26 protein-coding genes and 1 riboswitch are annotated in these 21,553 nt (G+C 66.4%); of the genes, 7 read left to right on the top strand and 19 right to left on the bottom strand.

The features are described 5' to 3' along the window. Positions 1-46 precede the first annotated feature (46 nt). The 5 genes from WMN78_RS12065 to WMN78_RS12045 all read right to left on the bottom strand — a co-directional run bounded on the left by WMN78_RS12065 (position 47) and on the right by WMN78_RS12045 (position 4,182). The gene (locus WMN78_RS12065) at positions 47-1,009 is read right to left on the bottom strand and encodes a ribokinase (protein ID WP_340533950.1); all 963 of its coding nucleotides are present in this window, start codon (positions 1,007-1,009) and stop codon (positions 47-49) included. A 12-nt stretch (positions 1,010-1,021) separates the two neighbouring features. After that, positions 1,022-1,675: a DedA family protein gene (locus WMN78_RS12060; protein WP_340533949.1), complete on the bottom strand. Its 654-nt coding sequence runs from the start codon at positions 1,673-1,675 to the stop codon at positions 1,022-1,024. A 149-nt stretch (positions 1,676-1,824) separates the two neighbouring features. After that, positions 1,825-2,355, bottom strand: a complete 531-nt coding sequence (locus tag WMN78_RS12055) for a hypothetical protein (RefSeq protein WP_340533948.1) — start codon at positions 2,353-2,355, stop codon at positions 1,825-1,827. A gap of 66 nt (positions 2,356-2,421) precedes the next feature. After that, positions 2,422-3,540, bottom strand: coding sequence for an FAD-dependent oxidoreductase (locus WMN78_RS12050; RefSeq protein ID WP_340533947.1), 1,119 nt, complete (start codon positions 3,538-3,540; stop codon positions 2,422-2,424). A gap of 87 nt (positions 3,541-3,627) precedes the next feature. After that, on the bottom strand, positions 3,628-4,182 hold the full coding sequence (locus tag WMN78_RS12045; protein ID WP_340533946.1) for a cysteine hydrolase family protein: 555 nt from the start codon (positions 4,180-4,182) through the stop codon (positions 3,628-3,630). A 250-nt stretch (positions 4,183-4,432) separates the two neighbouring features. Here WMN78_RS12045 and WMN78_RS12040 point away from each other — a divergent pair, with 250 nt between their 5' ends. From WMN78_RS12040 to WMN78_RS12030, 3 genes are all read left to right on the top strand, one after another. Further along, positions 4,433-4,774: a DUF1508 domain-containing protein gene (locus WMN78_RS12040; RefSeq protein ID WP_340533945.1), complete on the top strand. Its 342-nt coding sequence runs from the start codon at positions 4,433-4,435 to the stop codon at positions 4,772-4,774. A 120-nt stretch (positions 4,775-4,894) separates the two neighbouring features. Beyond that, the gene (locus tag WMN78_RS12035) at positions 4,895-5,299 is read left to right on the top strand and encodes a YidH family protein (RefSeq protein ID WP_340533944.1); all 405 of its coding nucleotides are present in this window, start codon (positions 4,895-4,897) and stop codon (positions 5,297-5,299) included. Between the two features lie 2 nt (positions 5,300-5,301). Beyond that, positions 5,302-5,649: a DUF202 domain-containing protein gene (locus WMN78_RS12030; RefSeq protein ID WP_340533943.1), complete on the top strand. Its 348-nt coding sequence runs from the start codon at positions 5,302-5,304 to the stop codon at positions 5,647-5,649. 40 nt (positions 5,650-5,689) lie between these two features. Here WMN78_RS12030 and WMN78_RS12025 read toward each other — a convergent pair whose 3' ends face one another. Further along, positions 5,690-5,881 (bottom strand): hypothetical protein, encoded by a 192-nt coding sequence (locus WMN78_RS12025; protein ID WP_340533942.1) that lies wholly within the window; start codon positions 5,879-5,881, stop codon positions 5,690-5,692. Positions 5,882-5,952: 71 nt separating this feature from the next. Further along, complete coding sequence (locus WMN78_RS12020) at positions 5,953-6,849, bottom strand: SGNH/GDSL hydrolase family protein (RefSeq protein ID WP_340533941.1); 897 nt, start codon at positions 6,847-6,849, stop codon at positions 5,953-5,955. Positions 6,850-7,021: 172 nt separating this feature from the next. Here WMN78_RS12020 and WMN78_RS12015 point away from each other — a divergent pair, with 172 nt between their 5' ends. Further along, positions 7,022-7,474: a DapH/DapD/GlmU-related protein gene (locus WMN78_RS12015; protein WP_340533940.1), complete on the top strand. Its 453-nt coding sequence runs from the start codon at positions 7,022-7,024 to the stop codon at positions 7,472-7,474. A gap of 135 nt (positions 7,475-7,609) precedes the next feature. Beyond that, the gene (locus WMN78_RS12010; RefSeq protein WP_340533939.1) at positions 7,610-8,419 is read left to right on the top strand and encodes a hypothetical protein; all 810 of its coding nucleotides are present in this window, start codon (positions 7,610-7,612) and stop codon (positions 8,417-8,419) included. A gap of 7 nt (positions 8,420-8,426) precedes the next feature. Here the strand turns inward: WMN78_RS12010 and WMN78_RS12005 are convergent, their stop codons facing one another. Then, positions 8,427-9,011: a histidine phosphatase family protein gene (locus WMN78_RS12005; RefSeq protein ID WP_340533938.1), complete on the bottom strand. Its 585-nt coding sequence runs from the start codon at positions 9,009-9,011 to the stop codon at positions 8,427-8,429. An 83-nt stretch (positions 9,012-9,094) separates the two neighbouring features. On the opposite strand from WMN78_RS12005, the gene WMN78_RS12000 reads away from it, so the two are divergent. Continuing rightward, positions 9,095-9,766 (top strand): DNA alkylation repair protein, encoded by a 672-nt coding sequence (locus tag WMN78_RS12000; RefSeq protein WP_340533937.1) that lies wholly within the window; start codon positions 9,095-9,097, stop codon positions 9,764-9,766. Positions 9,767-9,786: 20 nt separating this feature from the next. On the opposite strand, the gene WMN78_RS11995 is transcribed toward WMN78_RS12000, so the two are convergent. The 11 genes from WMN78_RS11995 to WMN78_RS11945 all read right to left on the bottom strand — a co-directional run bounded on the left by WMN78_RS11995 (position 9,787) and on the right by WMN78_RS11945 (position 20,301). Further along, positions 9,787-10,542, bottom strand: coding sequence for a lytic transglycosylase domain-containing protein (locus WMN78_RS11995; RefSeq protein ID WP_340533936.1), 756 nt, complete (start codon positions 10,540-10,542; stop codon positions 9,787-9,789). A 50-nt stretch (positions 10,543-10,592) separates the two neighbouring features. Next, entirely contained in the window at positions 10,593-10,865 is a 273-nt protein-coding gene (locus WMN78_RS11990; RefSeq protein WP_340533935.1) for a hypothetical protein, read from the bottom strand. 203 nt (positions 10,866-11,068) lie between these two features. After that, positions 11,069-11,926 carry a formyltetrahydrofolate deformylase gene (gene purU / locus WMN78_RS11985; RefSeq protein WP_340533934.1) on the bottom strand — a complete coding sequence of 286 codons (858 nt, stop codon included), beginning with the start codon at positions 11,924-11,926 and terminating at the stop codon, positions 11,069-11,071. After that, positions 11,923-13,395, bottom strand: coding sequence for a D-serine/D-alanine/glycine transporter (cycA, locus tag WMN78_RS11980; RefSeq protein ID WP_340533933.1), 1,473 nt, complete (start codon positions 13,393-13,395; stop codon positions 11,923-11,925). The genes purU and cycA overlap by 4 nt, the downstream gene beginning before the upstream one ends. Beyond that, the gene (locus tag WMN78_RS11975; RefSeq protein WP_340533932.1) at positions 13,385-14,221 is read right to left on the bottom strand and encodes a methylenetetrahydrofolate reductase; all 837 of its coding nucleotides are present in this window, start codon (positions 14,219-14,221) and stop codon (positions 13,385-13,387) included. The genes cycA and WMN78_RS11975 overlap by 11 nt, the downstream gene beginning before the upstream one ends. Positions 14,222-14,263: 42 nt before the next feature. Continuing rightward, complete coding sequence (gene lipA / locus WMN78_RS11970; RefSeq protein ID WP_340533931.1) at positions 14,264-15,271, bottom strand: lipoyl synthase; 1,008 nt, start codon at positions 15,269-15,271, stop codon at positions 14,264-14,266. A 13-nt stretch (positions 15,272-15,284) separates the two neighbouring features. Next, positions 15,285-16,721 (bottom strand): L-serine ammonia-lyase, encoded by a 1,437-nt coding sequence (locus tag WMN78_RS11965; RefSeq protein WP_340533930.1) that lies wholly within the window; start codon positions 16,719-16,721, stop codon positions 15,285-15,287. 226 nt (positions 16,722-16,947) lie between these two features. Further along, a riboswitch (glycine riboswitch) is annotated at positions 16,948-17,045 on the bottom strand. Positions 17,046-17,140: 95 nt separating this feature from the next. Continuing rightward, a complete protein-coding gene (locus tag WMN78_RS11960; protein WP_340533929.1) occupies positions 17,141-17,572 on the bottom strand; it encodes a DUF3592 domain-containing protein in 432 nt (143 codons plus the stop codon). 2 nt (positions 17,573-17,574) lie between these two features. Next, complete coding sequence (locus WMN78_RS11955; RefSeq protein WP_340533928.1) at positions 17,575-18,006, bottom strand: DUF3592 domain-containing protein; 432 nt, start codon at positions 18,004-18,006, stop codon at positions 17,575-17,577. Positions 18,007-18,106: 100 nt separating this feature from the next. Beyond that, complete coding sequence (locus WMN78_RS11950; protein ID WP_340533927.1) at positions 18,107-19,126, bottom strand: sugar phosphate isomerase/epimerase; 1,020 nt, start codon at positions 19,124-19,126, stop codon at positions 18,107-18,109. Beyond that, entirely contained in the window at positions 19,123-20,301 is a 1,179-nt protein-coding gene (locus WMN78_RS11945) for a Gfo/Idh/MocA family oxidoreductase (RefSeq protein ID WP_340533926.1), read from the bottom strand. Before WMN78_RS11945 ends, WMN78_RS11950 begins: the two co-directional genes overlap by 4 nt. A gap of 151 nt (positions 20,302-20,452) precedes the next feature. Here WMN78_RS11945 and WMN78_RS11940 point away from each other — a divergent pair, with 151 nt between their 5' ends. Next, positions 20,453-21,466, top strand: a complete 1,014-nt coding sequence (locus tag WMN78_RS11940; RefSeq protein WP_340533925.1) for a LacI family DNA-binding transcriptional regulator — start codon at positions 20,453-20,455, stop codon at positions 21,464-21,466. The last annotated feature ends 87 nt before the right edge of the window (positions 21,467-21,553 follow it).

The raw sequence follows: 21,553 nt of genomic DNA, 5'->3' as shown, positions 1-21,553 counted from the left end.
CGCACCGCGCTGGACAGACGCCAACCAGGCTGACGCTGGCGCCGCCCTACCCGCGCCCCCGCATCCGCTCCACATCGGCGACCTCGGCGTAGGCGGCCTGCGTGCCTTTCCGGGTGACGGCGAGTGCCGCCGCCACGGAGGCGAAGGCAGCTGCTTCGGCCAGCGGCCCCCCGGCGGCAAGCCGTGCGGCCACGGCGCCGGTGAAGGCGTCGCCGGCGCCGGTGGTGTCCACCGCATGGACCGTCACCGGCGCGATCCGGGTCACCCGGTCCGCGCGGGCGGCCGTCGAGTCCAGGACCACCGAGCCATTTGCGCCCAGGGTGACCAGCACCCGCTCCAGCCCGCGCTCGGCGAAACGCTCCCGGACCTGGTCCCACGCGGCGCCGTCCGCTTCGGCATCAGGGATCTCCCCGGACCCGAGAAGCAACGACGCCTCGTGCGCGTTAATCAGGAGGACGTCGGTCAGGTCCGCCAGGCTCTGCGGGATCTCGCCGTAAGGCGAAAGGTTCAGCAGCACTGTAGCGCCGGCGTCGTGCCCTGTCCGGGCGGCGGCTTCCACGGTGTCGAGGCTGACCTCGAGGCAGAGGCAGACCACGGAGGCGCCGTCGAACGCGTCCGCGGACGCCGCGACGTCGGCGGGAGCGAGTGTTCCGTTGGCCCCGGCGGAAATGATGATGTTGTTCTCGCCCTGCGCATCCACGGCAATGACGGCCACTCCCGTGGCCGCGGACTGCGAGGTGCGCACGTGCGAAATGTCCACTCCGGCGCCGGCAGCGGAGGCGAGGAGCATTTCGCCGTTGGAGTCGTCCCCCACGGCACCGATCAGGCTGACTGCCCCGCCCAGCAGGCTGGCCGCCACGGCCTGGTTGGCGCTCTTCCCGCCGGGATTGACGGCGAACCCGGTGCCGTGGACCGTCTCGCCCGGCTGCGGGAGCCGTTCGCAGTAGATGGTCAGGTCGGCATTCAGGGAGCCGACGACGACGATCCGGCCGTGCGTTTCCTTGGTCATTCCAGCCGCTCCCTAGCGTTCGTTCTGGCCCACGCGTTCCCGCTGGCGGCGGTAAGCGCGGACGGACAGCCAGGCGATGGTGGCGGCCAGCGCGGCATAGACGGCGTAATTGAGGTACTTGGAGTATTCCTCAATGAGCCGGTACTGCGCTCCGAGGAGCACACCGAGGCCGATCAGCAGGGCGTTCCAGAGCCCGCTCCCGGCAATCGTGAAGACGCTGAACGTGGCCAGGTTCATCTTCTCCGCGCCGGCAGGCAGGGAAATCAGGCTGCGCACCCCCGGCAGGAACCGGCCGAAGAAGACTGCCGACCTGCCGTGGCGCTGGAACCAGTCCGCGGCCTTTTCAAAGTCCTCGCGGTCCATCAGCGGAAGCCTGGACAGCCCGTTGATGGCCCTCTCCAAACCGAGTTTTGCCCCCAGCCAGTACAGCAGCAAGGCACCGGCATACGCTCCCAGCGTGCTGGTAACGAACACCAGGACCAGGCTCATGGTCCCCTGCCTGGTGAGGAAGCCCGCCAGCGGCAGGATGACCTCGCTCGGGATGGGCGGGATGATGGTTTCGGCAAAGGTGAACAGCCCCACGCCCCACTCCCCCAGCGCGTCGATGCCGCGCGCTGCGAAGCCTGCGATCCCGGTGAGCTCGTCCACGGCGTTTGCGGGCATCATGGCTGGCCCCGCTTCAGTTCAGGCTTTTGCGGCACGGTTCATACCCCTCATTGGCCGGACGCACCGTCAACACCAGCCCCGGATGGCGCCCGCAGTCAACGGCCTTGCGCCGCCAGCCTATCCGAGCCGGCTGAACGGGAGCTGAAAGCTCACCGTGCAGCAGGGCGGAACCGCATGAAACCAAAGACCGAAGAGAGCAGGAGCATTCCGCCCCCGATCGCCACCAGGTATCCGGCCATGGGACCGGACCCGGCCGCGCCGGAATCCGGCGGTGCGGCCGTCAGGGTCCGGGCTGAGCGGGACGGGAACGCCGCTACTCCCGGCGGTGTGACGGTGCCGGCCGACGGCGTTCCCGCCGACGCTGAAGGAGCTGGAGCCGCGCCCTCCCCGGACACGGTTTCCTGTGCCGGCACGTTGGCCACGCCGGGGTCAGTGACGGAGCCAGTGACTAAAGGCGGCGTTTCGGCTGAGCCGGCGCCGCCCTGGACTGGACCGGCAGGTGCCGGAGCTGTGGGGGGCGGGGAAGGCGGCCCCCCGGAATCGCAGACCCGGCCGGAAGCGGCCGGAGGCTCTTTGTCCGGGCAGGGCGCGGCGCTTGCTGGCAACGCCAAGGCCAGGAAACCGGCGGCGACGACGGACAGCACCGCGAGGACGCAGAGAACCAGTCGACCGTTGCACATGTGATCCAACGCTACCCGCTCCCGGACAATCCGTCCTGCCGGACGGCAGGGTGGGGTTGCGGCAGCCTAACGGCTGGCAGCGAAGCGTGCCGGGAGCCGAGGCGTGCCTCCACTGCCGCCGTCGGTCAGGTCTGCCAGCACCCGGCCGACCGCCGGGGTGAACTTGAACCCGTGGCCGGAGAAGCCGGCGCCCACCACCACCGGGCCAAAGCGGTCCAGCACGAAGTCCTCAGTGGCCGTGCTGGTGTACGTGCAGCTGATCGGAACCGCTGAAGCCGCATCCACTCCCGGCAGCCACTCCCGGACATACCGCACCAGCGCCTCCAGCTGGACCGGCTCGGGAGTAAAGCTGCGCGCGTCAGGGTCCGTCACCGGTCCCACGCCGTGCCACCCGGCTTTGATGCCCTCGCCCGGAGTGAGCATTCCGTAGACGGGGCTGTACCAGTACGCGTCGCGGGGATCATCGGGATCGGGGTTGTGGTTGAAGCTGGGCCAGGTCAACGAGTCATCCAGCGGCGTGAAGTGCGCCGGCTGCTCCTGCGTCACCACGAGTCCCGGGAGCCGGACCAGGTTCCCCACCAGTTTGGTGGTCCACGCACCGGCGGTGACCACCACGCGGCGCGCGCTGATCTCGCCGGAGTCAGTCACGACGACGGCGCGATGGCCGCCTACGATGCGGATGTCCCGGACCGGCGTCGAATATTCAAAGCGGGCGCCGTGCGCCTCTGCGGCCCGGCGCAGCGCCAGCAGCGCATCGGCGGCCCGGACGCGCCCGGAGCCGGGAACCACCAGGACGTCGCCCCGGAAGTTCATGCCCTGCCAGCGGTCCGCAGCCTCCGATGCCGGAATGAAGTGGCTTTCAATGCCACGCTCGGCATGCGCCGTGCGGATGTCCTGAAGCCGGCGGACGTTGCCGTGGTTCACCAGGCCCACGAGGTCCAGCAGTTGCATCCCCGACTCGGCGGCGAGCTCGTCCCAGAGGTCCTTGGCTTCGGTGACCAGGTCCAGGTAGTCGGCCTCGGCGTAGGCCATGTTGAAATTGCGGGTGGCGCCGTGCGAGGCGCCGATGTGATGACCCTGTTCGAACTGTTCCAGGAGGCGGACCGAGTGACCGCGGCGGGCAAGCTGCCACGCGGCAGCGGAGCCCATCGCTCCTCCGCCCACTACAACAACGTCAACTTCCATCACAGCTCCACCCAGTCCAGTCCGGCGGCCTCCCCGTGAGGCTTTTCGCCGTCACCATTCTGCCAAGGTTCCTGTGACGCGGCCCGCCTAGCCTGCGAAGGTTACATCCTTCGTTTCCTCGACCGCCGCCGTCCGCCCGGGAGCCGTGTGGTACTTCCAGTAGAGGTTCGTGTGCGCGATGACCTTGTCCGGTGTTGGTGCGCCCCACTCGCTCTGGTCCTCCGTGGTGTGAGCATCACCCACGAGCGTCACGTCGTAGCCGCGGACAAAGGCCCCGTGGATCGTGGACCGGATGCACTCGTCGGTCTGGGCGCCGGACACCACCAGCCTTCCCACGCCCTCCCTGGCCAGCACTTCTTCCAGGTCGGTGTCCTCAAAGGAGTCGGCGAAGGACTTGTGCACCAGCGGTTCCTGTTCCCGGCGCTTCAGTTCGGGCACCAACTCCCACGCCCGGCTGCCCTTCTCCAGCTGTTCATCCGAATGCTGGACCCAGACGATCGGCACTCCTTCGCCGCGGGCCTTGTCCACGAGGGTGGCGATGTTGGCGACGACGGCGTCGCGCTGGTGCACATCGGCCACCACGCCGTTCTGGACGTCGATCACCATCAGGGCGGTGTGGGGTCGATCTGACAGTTTGGTCATAGCGAGCTCCTCTGTATGCGCTGGGCCTCGAACGGGACCCGGCCGGGTGATCCGTTGCATGCATTTTACGTGGGCTTAACTTGATCGGTCTTGTGAGCCCGCACGGGGCCACGACAGACTTAAAGCACTTGATGAACGGATCAATTCTGATCGTTCGACCAGACCAGCGGAAGGTGTTCGCAGCGATGCGTTCGCCCTGTTTCGCGGCGAAGCCGCGGCGGACGGGTTCCGCAGACCGGAAGGATTAGTTATGGCCGGCAAGTTTGAACTTTTCGTTGACGCAGAGGCGCAGTACAGGTTCCGGCTTACCACGCCGGACGGATGCGAGCTGGCTGTCTCGGGGGCGTACCGGGACAAGGCCGCGGCCGTGGCGGCCATCGAGGCGGTCCGCGAGTGCGCGGGAATGGGCCTGATCAACGACCTCTGTCCGGCCGGCAGTTCGGTTCCGGCTCAGGCTGAGGCACCGGCTGCTGTGGTGCCGGCTGCGGGCCCTGCCGCCTGCGAACCCCGTCGATTTCCGGTTGACGGCTTCCGCAAGCACGCCGCGGCTCGCCGGACGGTTGCCACGCCGCACCTCTCCGGGGTGGCCTGATCAGGCCCGTTGAAATCGGCGGAACCCCGGCCTTGGCGTGCGGGCAAAGTGCGGCACACCGACCGGAAACGTGGTAGGGAAGAGAAGGGAGCATCTGCGACCTGCCATGCGGAGGGATTCATGTTGCCAGACGATTCACACGCCGGACCGCCGGACGCGAGGGGCCGGCTCACGTCCCGGATCTTCCGCGGCGGCACCGAGCCCGATCCGCGGTTCACCCTGGCAAACGAACGCACCTTCCTGGCGTGGATCCGCACCTCCCTGGCCCTGCTGGCCGGCGGCGTCGCCGTCGAGGCCTTTATGGCCGGCCTTCTGGGTCCCGAACTGCGCAAGACCATCGCGGTGCTGCTGCTGGTTCTGGCGCTGGTGATCAGCGGCGGCTCGTTCTTCCGCTGGGTGAACGTGGAACGTGCCATGCGGTCGAAGAGGCCCCTGCCGCTGCCCTTCATCGCCCCGGTGCTGGCCATGGGCGGAGCCCTCGTGGCTGCCATCATGGTGGTGTTCGTAATCTTCCGGGCGGCCTGACCGTGTCCGCCGAGCGCTATACGGCCTATCACGGCGATCCCGGGCTTCAGCCGGAACGCACCGATCTGGCGTGGGGACGCACCACCCTGTCCATGGTGATTGCCGCGGCCGTCTTCCTGCGATGGCTGCCCCACCACGGCTGGTTCGTCGGAACCCTCGTCGGGGGTGCAATCGTCACCGCGGCTGCCATTAATCTCACCCAGAAACGGCGCTTCGACCGTGCCGTTCGGGGCATTAAGCACGAAACCATGGAACCGCATCTGGGTTCGACGGCGGCGGTCGCCGCGAGCGTCGTCGTCCTCGCACTGCTGGGGATCTACACGGTCCTGTTCCTGCCGCTGCAGCCGTAAGAGGCGAGCGGACGCCGGCGCAGCCGGGCGGGGCAGCCGGTTAGAACAGCATCTGTTGCCCGTCTGCGGAGTCGACGGAGTCCGTCAGCCCCCATCCGGGCGGGCTCATTCCGACGACGTCCTTGAAGTCCGGAAGCAGCTCGCCAATGCAGCTCTGGCCCTCGAGCACCGGGATCACCGCCGTGTTTGCACTGCCTGTGTTCGCGCTGAGGTCGGTGCTGGAATCTGCCACTGAGTGAGTTTATGGCAGGGCGCCGACACCGGAGGGACGACACTCCACTGGTAGCTGCGCGTGTACTCCGCTCAAGCCTGGGCTTCCATGGCGGTGGCAGGTTGCCCCGGGCTGTTGACCGGATCCGCAGCCGGCCGCTTCGCCGTCGGCTCATTGACCGGGGCACGCCTGTGGAACCGCTGCAAAGCCCACGGCAGCAGATACCGCCGGGCCCACTCAAGGTCTTCGGCCCGTGCCTGCCGCCAACTGCCCTGCACCAGGGCTGCGCGTTCACCGCCGGGTTCTGGCGGCACCAGCACATACGGCGCACCAAGGGCATCCAGCACTCTCATTGCCACCGCGTGGTGGCCAAGCGGGGACAAATGCAGCCTGTCCTGATCCCACATCCGCGGGTCGCGGAGTTCACGCAAGCCCCAAAGATCAGCGATCAAGGCGTCACGCCGGGAGGCGATCGCGCGGATGTTTTCGTTGAAGACAGCAATCTTCGTCCGGTTGCGGCCCAGCACGGGCGTTGACCTCCAGTCGGGCCCTGTGAAGAGAACCAGGGTGGCGCCGGAAGAACTGAGGAGCTCGACGCCGGCGTCGAGTTTGTCCGCCAGCTTGTCCGGGTCACTGCCGTGGAAGACCATGTCGTTGCCACCGGCGGAAAGGGTGATCAGATCCGGATCCAGTGCCAGCGCCGGGCCAACCTGCCGGGCCAGGATCTGCTCCAGCAGCAGGCCGCGCACGGCGAGGTTAGCGTACGCAAAGTCCGCCCGGCCGTTGCCCAGTTCCTCAGCCACACGATCGGCCCACCCCCGCACTCCGCCGGGACGCCGGGGGTCGGGGTCTCCTAATCCCTCGGTAAACGAGTCGCCCAAAGCTACGTACCGGTGCCATGGGTGGTCGCTGACACCGGCAGCGTACTCCGCACTGCCGGCACCACCGCGTGTCCGGCGCCCTGACAGATCCTTGTCATATGTGGTCACCACGCACCTCCTTGTGGGAAGCCTGCGCTCTTTCTCTGATTAACCACCGGAGCGGCCCACATGTTCCGAAAATCGGACCAAATGCCGTTTTTGTCATTGGAATGCCCGCCGCTCCGCAGGCGTTAAAACAAGTGTCCGTTGCCACGGGTTGCGCCGGACTGACAGGAAGGTAATGAGCAGGAAAATCGAAACAGTCGAAGACGACGCCGGGAAGGTCATCAGCTACCGCCGGCACCCGAATGGCGGCGGCCTGATCGGCCGTGGTGCCGAGGTGGACGAGTCGTCATTCATCAGTTCAACCGCCTATGTGGAAGCGGGCGCCCAGGTGGGCAGGGGATGCCGGGTTGGAGGCGGCAGCTGGATCGACCGAAGGGCGCGGATCGGCCACCGGGTAGTGATCGGTGACGCTGTGTACGTGGGACCGGGAGCGGTGGTTGGCAACCGGGTCCAGGTGGGCAGCCACTCCCGCATCGGAGGGGGCGCCGTCATTGGCCACGGAGTACGCCTGCACGGCGACAGCACAGTCGCCCAGGGCGGCTACGTCACCGCCGGACGCAGGCCGTCCGCGGGCTCGTCAGAGCGGTCCCATCCGGACGGCAACCGCAAAGCCCGCAAGGCTGCCTGAGTCCGCGCGTGAAGCGTGAGCGCGTATGACGTGTGAGCGCAGCCAAAGCGGGTCCAAAGCCTCTCGTGGGCCACCCCGAAGTGCGTTACCTTGGGGACATACCCACCGTTTGAGCATTGAAAGCGGGGACGCGTGATGGGCAGCCCATGGGATCCTGATGGCGGTCAAGGGCGCGGCGCCGAACCATCCGGTGGGCTCCCCTACGACGGTGTTGCACCGTACGACGGCGCTGCCCCGGATGACGTTGGCGCCCCCGACGGCGGTAGTGCCTCCCACGGCGGTGGCCCCGGGTACGCCGACGAAGCCGGCGGCTCGCCCGAGGGATTCTCCCCCGCGGTCCCGGCGGCCGATACCCGGGAAGTTGTGGTCGCCCGGGAAGAGGAGCGGTTCGGCGGGATCAAGATCGGTTCAGCCTTCTTCGGCTGGCTGACGGCGACCGCGATGACAGTTCTGCTGGGCGCACTGGCCGTGGTGGCTGTGAGGGCGGGACTGCTGACCGGTAGGGACCTGTTCTCGGGAACCGGCCAGTCCTCATCATGGCCGGGTGGCGTGACGGGTGCCGCCATTCTTCTGGTGATCCCCTTCTTCGCGTATTTCCTGGGCGGGTATGTCGCGGGGCGGATGGCTCGCTTCAACGGCGTCGGCCAAGGGCTGATGGTGTGGTTGTGGGCTGTTCTCGTGACCGCGATTGTGGTTGTCGTGGCTGTTGTTGGCGGCCTCGGCGGCCTTGTGGGCGGGCAGTTCAACGCCCTGGCCACGCTCAATGACTTCCTTGGTTTTACCTTGAACCAGGGCCAGCTGAGCACCACCGGCATCATTGCCCTCATCGCCGTGGCGGCCCTGGCGCTGCTCGGCGCTGTCCTGGGTGGCATCGTAGGAGTGCACTACCACCGAAAAGTGGACCGGGTGGGGTTCACTCCGACGGAGGAGTACTACCAGTCCTAGTCACGGGTCAGGCTTCGACGGCGGCCGTTACCAGTTCACCGTTGAAGTATTCCAGCTGCCAGCCGTCAACAGCATGGTGGTGTGCCAGGTTGAGCACGGCGTTGTCAACGCTTTGCAGGGTGCGGCCGGTTGCGCGGCTGAGGCTTACTCGGATGAGCGTGCCGTGGGCAACCACCAGGACGCGGCGGCCGCGGAACTCGTCGGCCAGCGCTTCCAGGGCAGCCAGGCCGCGGGAGGCTGCCTCGTCCTCGCTTTCAGCGCCGCGGAATCCGCCGGGAACGCGGAGGGCTTCCAGTTCGGGGCCTGCCTGCAGACCTTCCGCCGGCCCGAAGCTGCGTTCGGTCAGTTCCGGCACGTGCCGGGCCACGCTGAGGCCCAGCCCGTCGGCGATCAAGTCCGCGGTTTCCGCCGCGCGGCTCAGCGGCGAGGACACGACGGTGTCCCACTCGTGGCCGGACAGGGCGGCGACGGCGTCGCGCGCCTGTCCACGGCCGACGTCGTTCAATGGAATATCCGTGGATCCTTGCAGGCGGCGCTGCGCATTCCAGTCAGTCTGGCCATGGCGGACAAGGGCGAACGTCGTAAGGGTCATGCCCTCTATTCTGCCTTGAGGGCGGGCTGGGTCCGTTGTTTCCTACTAGGCTGAACCTCACACGTGATGGACAGGAGGCCGGGGTGGCCGAGACGACGGTGGCTGAGGTGATGGCCGAACTGGCCGCGCTCGAGGATCCGCGCATGCGCGAGGTGAACGAGAAGCACGGTGACGATCACGGTGTGAACCTCACTAAACTGCGCGCGCTGGCGAAGCTGCTGAAGACGCAACAGGACCTCGCGCGTCAGCTCTGGGAGACGGAAGACACCGCGGCGAAGCTGCTGGCGATCCTGATCTGCCGCCCGAAGGCATTCGAGCGTGACGAGTTGGACGTCATGGTCCGCGCGGCACGCACGCCAAAGGTGCACGACTGGCTTGTGAACTACGTGGTGAAGAAGAACCCGCACTCGGAGGAGCTGCGCCTGGCGTGGTTCGCTGATCCGGATCCGGTGGTTGCGAGTGCCGGCTGGGCGCTGACCGCGGAGCGCGTGGCGAAAAAGCCGGAGGGCCTCGACCTCGCGGGCCTGCTCGACGTCATCGAGGCCGAGATGAAAGACGCCCCGGATCGCCTCCAGTGGGCGATGAACAACTGCCTGGCGCAGATCGGGATCGAGCACGCCGCGCACCGCGCCCGTGCAGTCGACATCGGTGAGCGCCTGCAGGTGCTCAAGGACTACCCGACTCCCCCGAACTGCACGTCCCCGTTCGCGCCCATCTGGATTGCCGAGATGGTCCGCCGACAGCACGAAAAGTAGCAAGGGACCGGCCGCAAACCCTACCCGACAGCCCCTGACCGCGCCGCGTACTCGTTGGCTTGCTCGCGCACCTGGCGCAGGTAGGACTCGGACTGGTTGTAGGAGAGCACGGCGTCGGTCCATCCCCGGGCGGTCGTGAGGTCACGGCCGCACTGGCACAGGTACGCGGCGGCGCTGAGTGCGGCGTCGTCGATGTTCAGCGGGTCGGCGTTTCCGTCTCCGTTCCCGTCCCGCCCTGCCAGGTCCCACGTAGTGGGAATGAACTGCATTGGTCCCACGGCGCGGTCCCAGACAGCGTCGCCGTCGAGGACGCCGTCGTCCGTGTCGGGGATCGCGGCGAAACTGCCGCCGTCGAGGCTGGGCCCGATAATCGGCCCGCTCACCTGGCCGGTGCCGGACAGACTTCCGCCGCCGTGGCTCCCGTGTCCGGACTCCACAAAACCGATGGCGGCCACGGTATTCCACCCGATCCGGCACGCGGGTGCGGCGGAGTTGGCGAGCTCCGCCGCACCCGCGTAGGCCTGGAGCGCCCTGGCAGGTATGCCGGTCTCCGCCGCAGTGCGGGCAAGCCACTCCGCATCCATCGTGCTGTCGGTAATGTCCACGGCGCGGGCGCCGAAGTCCGGGAGCACAGCAAGTTTCGCGCCCGCTTGCGGCGGTGGCGCCTGGTCCCAAGGCCCGGCCGTGCCGGACTGCCGGAGCATCCAGAACAGGAGCCCGGTGATGACGCAGGTGGCAAAAAGGCAGAAGACTGCAAGGCGTTTGAGTCGGAGCATGGACTTGGTGGTTCTCGTTTCCGGCGTGTTGTTATCCAGCCGGGTACAACTTACCGCTCGATGCTGACGGTGAGGTCCAGGTGAATGTCGCTGTCGGCCACCAGGCGGTCCTGGAGGTAGCGGGCCAGGCTCGCATCCGTGGCCGTGTGGGCGCTGTTCGGTACCGCACCTCGCAAGAACGCCTGGGTGTTGGTGGACTTCACGACGTCCAGCGGCGCCCATCCGCGATGGCTGGAGGTGAGACGCTCAATGTCCGTGCGGAAAGAGCGCTTGTGGTCTTCGCGAACAGTGGCGCAAACGGTGAACGGGATAAAAGTAGGCAAAGGGAGGTCCTCTCAGGAGGCAACCGGTAGTCGGCGTCCGGTTATTACAAGGCTCCCCGGGGTCTCCGCATTCCCGAAAGCAGCGAACGAGTCAGACGTCACGGCGCCGTTAAGTTAAGCCGTTAAGTTAAGAGGAAAGTACGACGCCGGCAGGCCACCTTTGTGAGGTGACCCGCCGGCGTCGTACTTCTGAAGGAGCCGCCCTACCGCAGGATCACCGTGCGGTTGCCGAGCAGCAGGACCCTGCCTTCGCAGTGCCAGCGGACGGCGTTGCGGAGCGCGGCGCATTCGGCGTCGCGGCCAACGGCCACCAGGTCGTCGGCGGTGTAGGTGTGGTCCACGTCGATCACCTGCTGCGAAATGATCGGGCCCTCGTCGAGTTCCGCGTTGACGTAGTGGGCGGTCGCGCCCACGGTCTTGACCCCGCGGTCGTAAGCCTGGTGGTAGGGCTTGGCACCCTTGAAGCTGGGCAGGAACGAGTGGTGGATGTTGATGGTCCGTCCCGCCAGCTTTGCCGAGAGCTCGTCGCTCAGGACCTGCATGTAGCGGGCCAGCACCACGAGTTCCACGTCGAATGCGTCGACCAGCTCCATCAGCCGGGCCTCGGCCTCCGGCTTGGTGTCCTGCGTGACCGGCAGGTGGAAGAACGGGATGCCGTGCCACCGCACCAGGTCCTCCTGGTCGCGGTGGTTGGAGACGACGGCGACGATCTCCACCGGGATGTCGCCGGTGCGTGCCCGGAAGAGCAGGTCGTTGAGGCAATGGCCCATTTTGGACACCATCACCAGGACGCGGCGCTTGCGGCCGTGCGGCTCCAGCTGCCAGTTCATCTGCCATTTCTCCGCCAGGGGCATGAAGTCCCGGCGCAGCTCCTCGGTGCTGTAGGCCTCCGGCGCCGAGGCGAAGTGGACGCGCATGAAGAAGTGTCCCTCCTGGCGGTCCCCGTACTGCTTGTTGTCGATGATGTCGCAGCCGTGGTCCAGCAGGAATCCCGAGATCGCATGGACAATGCCGGGTGACTCGGCACAGTCCAGGGTCAGGACGTGCTCGGCGTTGCTCATTTCTTCACGTCTCCCAGTTCACGGGTGACGGCTGATCCGGGCTCCATGTCCCCGGCGAGTTCAGCCTGGAAGGTTGCATAGCGGGCGAGGTGCGCGGGGCGTCGGCGCAGCACCAGCCACGCGGCGCCCAGCAGGATGAACCACACCGGCGTCACCAGCAGCGCCAGCAGAGTGTCCGGCTGGGTGGTCAGCGCCCACAGGACGAAGGCGAAGAAGGCAAAGACCACCCAGACCATGGGGACGCCGCCGGGCATCCGGTACTTGGACGCCTCGTGCAGCTGCGGGCGGCGCCGGCGGAAGGCGAGGTAGCTGGCCAGGATGATGGACCACACGAACACAAAGCAGACGGCGGAGACGGTGGTCACCATGTCGAAGGCCTTGCCGATGTCCGAGCCCGCGTACATCAGGATGACGCCGGAGAGCAGCAGGACGCAGGAGAGGAACAGTGCGTTCTGGGGGACCTTGCGGCTGGACAGGCGGCTGAAGACTGACGGGGCGTCGCCTTCCTGGGCCAGGCCGTAGACCATTCGCGAGGTGGAGTAGATACCGGAGTTGGCAGAGGACATGGCCGAGCTGAGCACCACCAGGTTCACCACGGTGGCCGCGGCACCCAGTCCGGCCAGGGAGAACATGGCGATGAACGGGCTGTGGCCGGCCTGGAACTGGGTCCAGGGGGTGACGGACATCAGGATGATGAGGGCGCCCACATAGAAGAGCAGCACACGGATGGGGATGGAGTTGATGGCCTTGGGCAGGTTCTTCTCCGGATCCTTGGCCTCCGCGGCCGTGGTGCCCACCAGCTCAATGCCTACAAAGGCGAACACGGCGATCTGGAAGCCGGCCACGAAACCCATGAACTCGTTCGGGAAGAAGCCGCCGTGGCTCCACAGGTTCGAGAAGGTGGCGGGGCCGGCGTCGGACTGGAACCCGGTGAAAATCATGAACATGCCCACGATGATCAGCGCCGCGATGGCGATGATCTTGATCAGCGCGAACCAGAACTCGGTCTCACCGAAAGCCTTCACCGTGACGAGGTTCAGGAGCAGGAGGATGGCCACGGTGGCCAGGCCCGGGATCCACAGCGGCAGCCCCGGCCAGAGTTCCTTCGAGTAGCCGGCAATGGCGATCACGTCCGCGATCCCCGTGATCACCCAGCAGAACCAGTAGGTCCAGCCTGTGAAGAACCCTGCCCAGGGGCCCAGCAGGTCCGCGGCGAAGTCGCTGAAGGACTTGTAGTTCAGGTTGGAGAGCAGGAGCTCGCCCATGGCCCGCATCACGAAGAACAGCATGAAGCCGATGATCATGTAGACGAAGATGACGGACGGTCCGGCCGCCGAGATGGTTTTTCCCGAGCCCATGAAAAGGCCGGTGCCGATGGCGCCGCCAATGGCGATCAGCTGGATGTGCCGGTTGCTCAGCTGCCGCTCAAGGTGCGGCTCCTGGTGGGAAGTTAGGGTCTTAGTTGTCACGTGCTGTTCCTCGGATCAAAGCGGACTGAAGTGCTGCGGACGTTGACGCCGTGTCCGGCCCGCCGGGGACCGGATCAAGGTTGTTAAAGCTGTACAGATGGATGCCTTCGATGTTTTCCGGCTGGCTTTCCAGCCCGGCCACCAGGCCCTCGGGCGAGTAGCGGTCACCGCTCAGGAGCTTGCGCGCCAGCGGGCCTTTGCGGCTGAGGAACTTCAGGGAACTTCCGACGCCGATCTGCGTCGCCAGCGAGACCAGCTTGGTCCGCGGGACGGACCCCGCCACGCCGGCCCAGACGGGCAACTGCACCCCTTCGCGGCGCAGGAGGGCCACGTAGTCAAGGATTTTCGGCTCGGAGAAGCACATCTGCGTGACAACGTGCGAGGCCAGGTGCTGCTTGGCCAGCAGGGCGTCCAGCAGGTCCACCGGGCCGATCGAGGGGTGTCCCTCCGGGTAACCGGCAACGCCCGCCCGCATCATGCCGCCGGAATACTGCGCGATGTCTTCGAGCAGCGGGAGGGCGGACCCGTACGTCCCGGCCCGCTGCTTCCGGTCGCCGCCGATCACGAACACTTCCCGGATTCCGGCAACGTTGCAGTCGCGGAGGATTCCGGTGAGCTCGGCGCGGTCATGCAGGCTCCGCGCGGCGAGGTGCGGGACGACGTCGTAGCCGAGCACGCTCAGCTGCACGGCGGCGCGCATGGTCCGCTCGATGCCGTGGTGGGGCAGGCACGTGACGGTGAGCGTTGTGGTCACGGGCACGTGCGCCCGGACCCGGTCAACGATTCCCTCGGAAGGGATGATCTCGATTCTGGTAGGGAACATCATTGGTCCTCTCTGGCTATCAAGCGGTTCTCAATCAAGCGGTTCTCAGCCGTGTGCTGCGATGAGGGAGCTGGCTTCCTGGCGGGTGCTGCCGGAGCTTTCGATGTGCGCGAGTTCGGCCGGGATTTCCCAGCCCTTCTTGCGCATCGCGGTGGCCCAGAGCCGGCCGGCACGGTAGGAGGAGCGGACCAGCGGGCCACTCATGACCCCGAGGAAGCCGATCTCGTCCGCTTCCTGCTGCAGGTCCACGAATTCCTGCGGCTTGACCCAGCGGTCCACCGGCAGGTGCCGTTCGGACGGGCGCAGGTACTGGGTGATGGTGATCAGGTCGCAGCCGGCCTCGTGCAGGTCGCGGAGGGCCTCGGAGATTTCCTCGCGGGTTTCGCCCATGCCCAGGATCAGGTTGGACTTGGTGACCATGCCCAGGGTCCGGCCCTGCGTGATGACGTCAAGTGACCGCTCGTACCGGAACGCGGGGCGGATGCGCTTGAAGATCCGCGGCACGGTCTCGACGTTGTGCGCGAAGACCTCGGGCTTGGAGTCGCAGATCGCCTCGATGTGCTCGGGTTTGCCGGAGAAGTCCGGGATCAGGAGTTCGACGCCGGTGCCCGGGTTCAGTTCGTGGATCTTGCGGACCGTTTCGGCGTAGAGCCAGACGCCCTCGTCGGCGAGGTCGTCCCGGGCCACGCCGGTGACGGTGGCGTAGCGCAGCTGCATGGCCTGGACCGAGCGGGCCACCTTGGTGGGTTCGAACATGTCCACCGGGGAGGGCTTGCCGGTGTCGATCTGGCAGAAGTCGCAGCGCCGGGTGCACTCGGAGCCGCCGATCAGGAAGGTGGCTTCCTTGTCTTCCCAGCACTCGAAGATGTTCGGGCAGCCTGCCTCCTCACACACGGTGTGGAGGCCTTCCTTTTTGACGAGGTTCTTGAGCTGGACGAACTCCGGGCCCATCTGGACCTTGGCCTTGATCCACTCCGGCTTGCGCTCCACCGGTGTGGCCGCGTTGCGCTGCTCAATACGCAGCATCTTCCGGCCTTCTGGTGCCAGTGTCATAGTTCTCTTTCCTTCAGCATTCGACGACGTTGACGGCGAGGCCGCCCATGGCCGTTTCCTTGTATTTGGAGGACATGTCCCTGCCGGTCTCGCGCATGGTCACGATCACCTCGTCCAGGGACACCCGGTGTGTCCCGTCGCCCCAGAGCGCCATTTTGGCCGCGTTGATGGCCTTCGCCGCAGCGATCGCGTTCCGCTCGATGCACGGAATCTGCACCAGCCCGCCGATCGGATCACACGTCAGCCCCAGGTTGTGCTCCATGGCGATCTCCGCCGCGTTCTCCACCTGCGCCGGCGTGCCGCCCATGACCTCGGCCAGGCCCGCGGCCGCCATCGACGACGCCGAGCCCACCTCGCCCTGGCAGCCCACCTCAGCCCCTGAAATCGACGCCTGCTCCTTGTACAGCACCCCGACCGCGGCCGCGGTCAGCAGGAACTTCACCACAACGTCGTCGCGGTCAGCCTGGGTGGCCTTCTCCATGCCCGGTGCGAAATGCAGCGCGTAATACAGCACCGCCGGGATGATCCCGGCGGCACCGTTTGTCGGGGCGGTGACCACCCGGCCGCCGGAGGCGTTCTCCTCATTCACCGCCAGGGCGATCAGGTTCACCCACTCCTGCCAGTATTTCGGGTCCCGGTAATCGGGGTCCTGGGAGTCCTGGTCCCGGGTCTCCTTCATCAGACGCTCATGCCAGTCCGGGGCGCGGCGGCGGACCTTCAGTCCCCCGGGCAACAAACCCTCACGCTTCAGCGACACCGCCACGCACTCCTCCATCACGGAGTAGATATGCAGCAGCCCCGCCCGGATCTCCGCCTCGGACCGGGAGGCGCGTTCGTTGATCAGCATGATCTCCCCGATGGACAAGCCCTTGGACTGGCACCGGCCCAGCAGCTCCGCCGCGGTCCGGAACGGCAGCGGAAGTTCCTTCTTGGACTCCTCCAGCTCCTGCTGGGCCGCGTCCTCCTCGCCCTCACGGACAATGAAGCCGCCGCCGACGGAGAAGAACGTCGCCGCGCGCAGGACCTGCCCGTCCGCGTCCGTGACGGTAAACGTCATGCCGTTGGTGTGCCGCGGCAGGATGGTCAACGGACGCAGGACCATGTCCTGCACCCCGTACGGCAGGCCCACACCGTGCCCGTCTGCGGCGCCGGCCAGCTGCAGGGTCCCGGTCTCCGCGATCGCAGCGAGGCGCTCCTCCACTTCGGCCGGGAGGATCTTCTCCGGGTGGTAGCCCTCCAGCCCCAGCAGGATCGCCGTCATGGTCCCGTGCCCGTGCCCGGTCGCGGCGAGGGACCCGTACAGGTCCACCCGCAGCCCGGCCACTTTCTCAAGGTCCCCGGAGGCCCGAAGTTCCTCCGCGAACACCGCGGCAGCACGCATCGGACCCACCGTATGCGAACTCGAAGGCCCGATCCCGATGGAAAAAAGATCAAAGACACCAACAGCCATGGCCGGGGTTTTCTTAGTTGCCCGGGCGCGGAGGCGCGGCGGCGGTGCGGGGGAATGGCTGAACGGTCACAAGGAACTCCATAATTCAGGTGGCGCAGGGCGCCACGATGATTCGGGTTCCTCCCCGCTCTGTATCTGACCTGAGAGTTTCCGCGGACCCTGCTGTTACAGGGCGCCGCTTGCACCGTCGGTGAGCCCGGATAACCGGACTACTTTCCAGAGTTGCCTCGCCGCGGCGGTACGTGGGCCTGAGAGATTCCTGGGGAGGATTTGCTCCTACGGCGCCTGCTGAACGTACCGGCAGGACTCTCCCGCCGCAGATCAAAAGCGTGTGCCACTTGTCGGTGACACGGCTCACACTTTATCCCGTCGGGCGGCCAACTCGCAACAGAGGTACTTCACATGAGTCATTTCGGGTGCTAGAGGAACACGCCTGCGAACATTGCCACTCCGCCTGCACCGAAGATGGCGAGGATGAGGCCCGTCGCCAGCCTCCCCATGGAGACAAAAAAGACCGGCCGCGTCGATTCTGCGGGGTTCGCCGGGTTGTAGAGCACCGGAATGGGCGTGCCGATGATTTCCTGGTCCCTGCCGTAGACCTCTGACTGGCCAAGCCAACGCCGGCCGTAGGAGTCCTGGAACTCGTAGGACGGGGCAAAGCGGTGTGTGCCGTTGCTGGCGGGGCCGTCCCTGCCATGCAGGTTTCCAGTCACTACGGCCTGTGCCGGCACCCAGCCGCGGAGCGCATGCCGCCGCCGGAAGGACCCGGCCAGGGAGACCCCGGTCACTATCAGGCCCACCACCAAGAACAACCCGGGTACCGCCACGAACAGTGCTTCTATGGATTCCATGCTCAGCTCATCGGGAGGACGCTGATAAACAGGAATGCTCCTGCGGCAATCGCCGCGAAACACGGGATGAGGCAGCCGATCACTGTCCGGTCCTGGGATGAAACCTGGAACGATTGGTTGGGGTTGATGGGGTTATACATCACTTCCACGGCCGAGCCAGGAGCGGGCTGGTTGGCGTACGACACCTCGGATTCGCCGGCAAAGAGTGTCCCGCGGTAATCCGCAAACTGGTAAGTGGGGTAGAAACATCGGCTGCGGCTGCCGCCGCCTCCCCCGTTGGTCCACCCTGCCACGCTTCCGGTGACGAAGGCCTGGACCCTCGGCCAGCTTGCAGTGAGTTGTTCGCGGCGCTTGGTCTTCCGCGACACGTGGATGAGCGAAAAAACCACGCCGGCAACAAACAGCGCCCAAATAATGTACAGCGCGATCTTCACGTGTCCCCCCAGGTTCCAGTCACCTAGAAGTATGCCATCGCCCGGCGGCCGACCTGTCATTCAGGCGGCCGTCGGGCGATGGCTTGCATGAGGCCAGTACTTAGGACGTCAGGTGCAGTGACGCCGTGAGCGCCGCGTCAGCGTCCCGCAGGACCTTGGCTGCCACCTGGAGGCCCTCAATCCGGCCCAGGGAGGTGTCCTCGTGCTCGATGTTGACCAGCATGTCGGGGTCCACCTCGTACAGTGCGCGCAGGAACTCGGTCCAGTACGCGGTGTCGTGCCCGCGGCCCAGTGCCACGAAGTCCCAGGCGGAGTTCTTGGGCCATTCGTTGGCCCACTCGTCGCCGCCGAGGTTGGTGCGGTTTTCCTCCGGTGAGAGCCGGCGGAAGCTGTTGTCCAGCACGCCGTAGAGCGCCGCGTTCTCCGTGTTGACCCGGACGTCCTTGGCAGCGGCCTGGAAGACCAGCGGACCGAGTTCGCGGACGACGGCCACCGGATCCATCTGCTGCCAGAACAGGTGCGAGGCGTCCAGTTCGACGCCCACATGGGTGGCGCCGGTGAGCTCGATCAGCTTGCGGACATCGGCCGTGTTGAACACGATGTTCTGCGGGTGAAGCTCGAGGGCCACCTTCACTCCGTGGTCCGCGGCGAGGCGGTCCGTTTCCTTCCAGAAATCGGCAGCGATGCCCCACTGGTAGTCGAGCACGTCCAGGGCGGCCGAGTTCCAGGCGTTGACCACCCAGTTGACCGTGGTGGCTCCCGGCTCGCCGCCAGGCAGGCCGGACATGGTCACCACGCGGTCCTGCCCCAGCCGGTGCGCCAGCCGGATGGAGCGGCGGATGTCCTCCGCGTGCTTCTCACCGATCTCACGCTTCGGGTGCAGCGGGTTGCCGTTGCAATTCAGGCCGGCGATCGAAACGCCGGTCCCCTCGAAGATCGCGAGGTAGTCGTCGCGGGCCGCGTCGCTTTCCAGGATCTGGTCCATGTTGGGGACGTGCACGGCCGGCAGGAATCCGCCGGTGTTGATTTCGATGCCGGTCAGCCCCAGGTCTGCGATGACCTTCAGGGCCTCGGGAAGCGGCCGGTCATGCAGGATCGCGTTGTAGACGCCGAGTTTCATAGCGTGATCTTCTTTCCGTTGTTGAGCGCGGATTCGGTGACGGCGCCGAGCAGTTCCATGTTGCGCACGCCTTCATCGAAGGTGGCGCAACGGGGCAGGGAGTCTTCTTCGCTGAGGCCTGCAACCTCTTCGAGGAATGCGCGGGCCTGGTAGCCGAACGCGTCGTTCTGGCCGAAGCCTACCTCGGGTGCGTCCATGGCGAGGCCGCCGGCGATGTAGGGGTGGCCCGGGCCGAGGATGACCTGGCGGTAGCCGTTCTCGTTGCCGGATCCATCGTTGAGGAAGAGCTGGATTTCGGAGGGACGGCGCTGGTCGAACTTAGCGGCGCCGTTTTCGCAGAACACCTCGAAGTTGAGGCTGTTGGCGTGGCCGGCGGCGACGCGGGAAACCTCAAAGCTGCCGGCACCGCTTTCGAACTCTGCGTTGAATGCTGCGTAGTCGTCGTTCTCCACTGCCTCGAAGGTGTCGCTGACAGCAGCGTGGTCGTGCCCGATGACTGCGCCCAGCGGCAGCGGCCGCTTGTCGATCGCCGTGCTGAGTCGGCCGCCGCTGATGGACTTGATGTCGCCGCAGAGGAACTCGGAGACGTAGGCCAGGTGGCTTCCGACGTCGGCAAGGGCGCCGGAGCCGGGTCCGCCCTTGTAGCGCCAGCTCATGGGGGCGGAGGGGCTGAAGCCGTAGTCGGTCCAGTAGCGGCCGCTGAAGTGCAGCACCTTCCCGAGGACGCCGGTGCGGATGAGGTCGCGGATGTAGGCGATGCCGGGGGTGCGGCGGAACGTGAAGCCGATGCGGGCGATCGAGCTCGCGTTGCGGGCCGCGTCGGCCATGGCCCGGGCGTCCTCCAAGGAGTCGCTTAGCGGCTTTTCACACAGAACGTGTTTGCCGGCGGCGAGCAGGCCTTCCACCACTTCGCGATGGAGGGAGTTGGCGATGACCACGCTGACGACGTCGATGTCATCGGCTTCGGCGATTGCCTGCCATGAGGTGTCGTTGCGTTCGTAGCCGAAGCGGCGGGCCGCCAACGAGCCGAACTCGGCGTTGACGTCGCCGATCGAGACCAGCCTTACCGGGGGCAGTACGGGGCTGTAGAGGGCGGATGCCGTGCGGTACGCGGCAGCGTGGGCCTTGCCGGCCATGCCTGCACCGATGACGGCGACGCCGAGACTTTCAGCCATTGATTTCTCCTTTGAAATTCGGCCAGGCCGGTCGCCTGTCCGGAAAATTGTAGCGCTACAAAAATGGTCGCTGGAAAAAGCGTAGCCATGTACGTATGTCCTGTCAATGCCTCGACAGTTATCCTCGGATCAGATGTGAAAGGCTCTACAGATGACGCAGAACACTCCCAGGTCGCGCCGACCGACGATCTACGACGTCGCCAAGACTGCCGGCGTCTCTCCGTCCCTGGTGTCGCTTGTACTCCAGAACCCGAGCAAGGTCAGCGAGAAGCGCCGGAAGGCGGTCCAGACGGCGATCTCGGAGCTAGGATATCGACCCAGCCGGGCCGCGACCACCCTCGCCAGCAGCCAGACGAAAAGCATCGGGCTGGTCATTGACGACTACCGGAACCTCTGGTTCGTGGACCTCATTCGCGGCATGGAATCCGCCCTATCGCCCCATGGCTACCAGGTCACCCTTGCGGATTCCCGCCCCGGCGAGAACCGCGTCACGGAAGCCATCGACGGTCTTTTGGCAATGCACGTGGAGGGGCTCGTCATCGCCGCCGAACCCAGCGAATCCATGATGGCCGGAACGTGGATTCCCGCCGTCGTCGCCGGCTGGCGGAACGCGGTTCCGGCCGGCGCCGGGCTTATCACGAACGATGACGACGGCGGCGGCCGCATGGCCGCCGAGCACCTGCTGAGCCTCGGCCACACCCGCATCGGACACCTCTCGGGCTCGGGCGGTGCCGCCGCCCACCGCCGCGAAGGTTTCCGTAGCCGAATCCTTGAGGCCGGCGTCGAGGTACGGATTGCCGGCGAGTCCCAGGGGACCTCCGAGGAGGACGGGTACGCCGCCGCCTGCTGGATTCTGGACCACCACCCCGAGACAACCGCCCTGTTCGCCGCCAATGACACCATGGCCCTCGGCGCATTCGCCGCCGCCAAAGCCCGCGGCCTGGCCGTTCCGGACGACCTGTCCGTGATCGGCTACGACAACTCGCCGCTCGCCAAGTCGCGCTACTTGGACATGACATCCGTGGACAACCGGAGCGACCTTGTGGGCGTCGATGTCGCAAACACCCTCCTGGCACGGATCCAGGATCCCGGCCTCAAGCCGGAGCGCAAGCTGATCGAGCCGGCCCTCATCGTCCGGGGCACCACGGCCCGCCCCTCCAGGTAACCAGGACAAGAGCGGCGCCGTCGATCGCCACGTCCCGGCAACTTTGCGCACCGACCAAAAATTGGAGCGCAACAATTGTCTTCTGAA

Source organism: Arthrobacter oryzae (genome assembly GCF_037911235.1).
Classification (GTDB): domain Bacteria; phylum Actinomycetota; class Actinomycetes; order Actinomycetales; family Micrococcaceae; genus Arthrobacter; species Arthrobacter oryzae_E.
The sequence above is the reverse complement of the archived record's forward strand: the minus strand, read 5'-3'. Positions and strand labels throughout refer to the sequence as shown.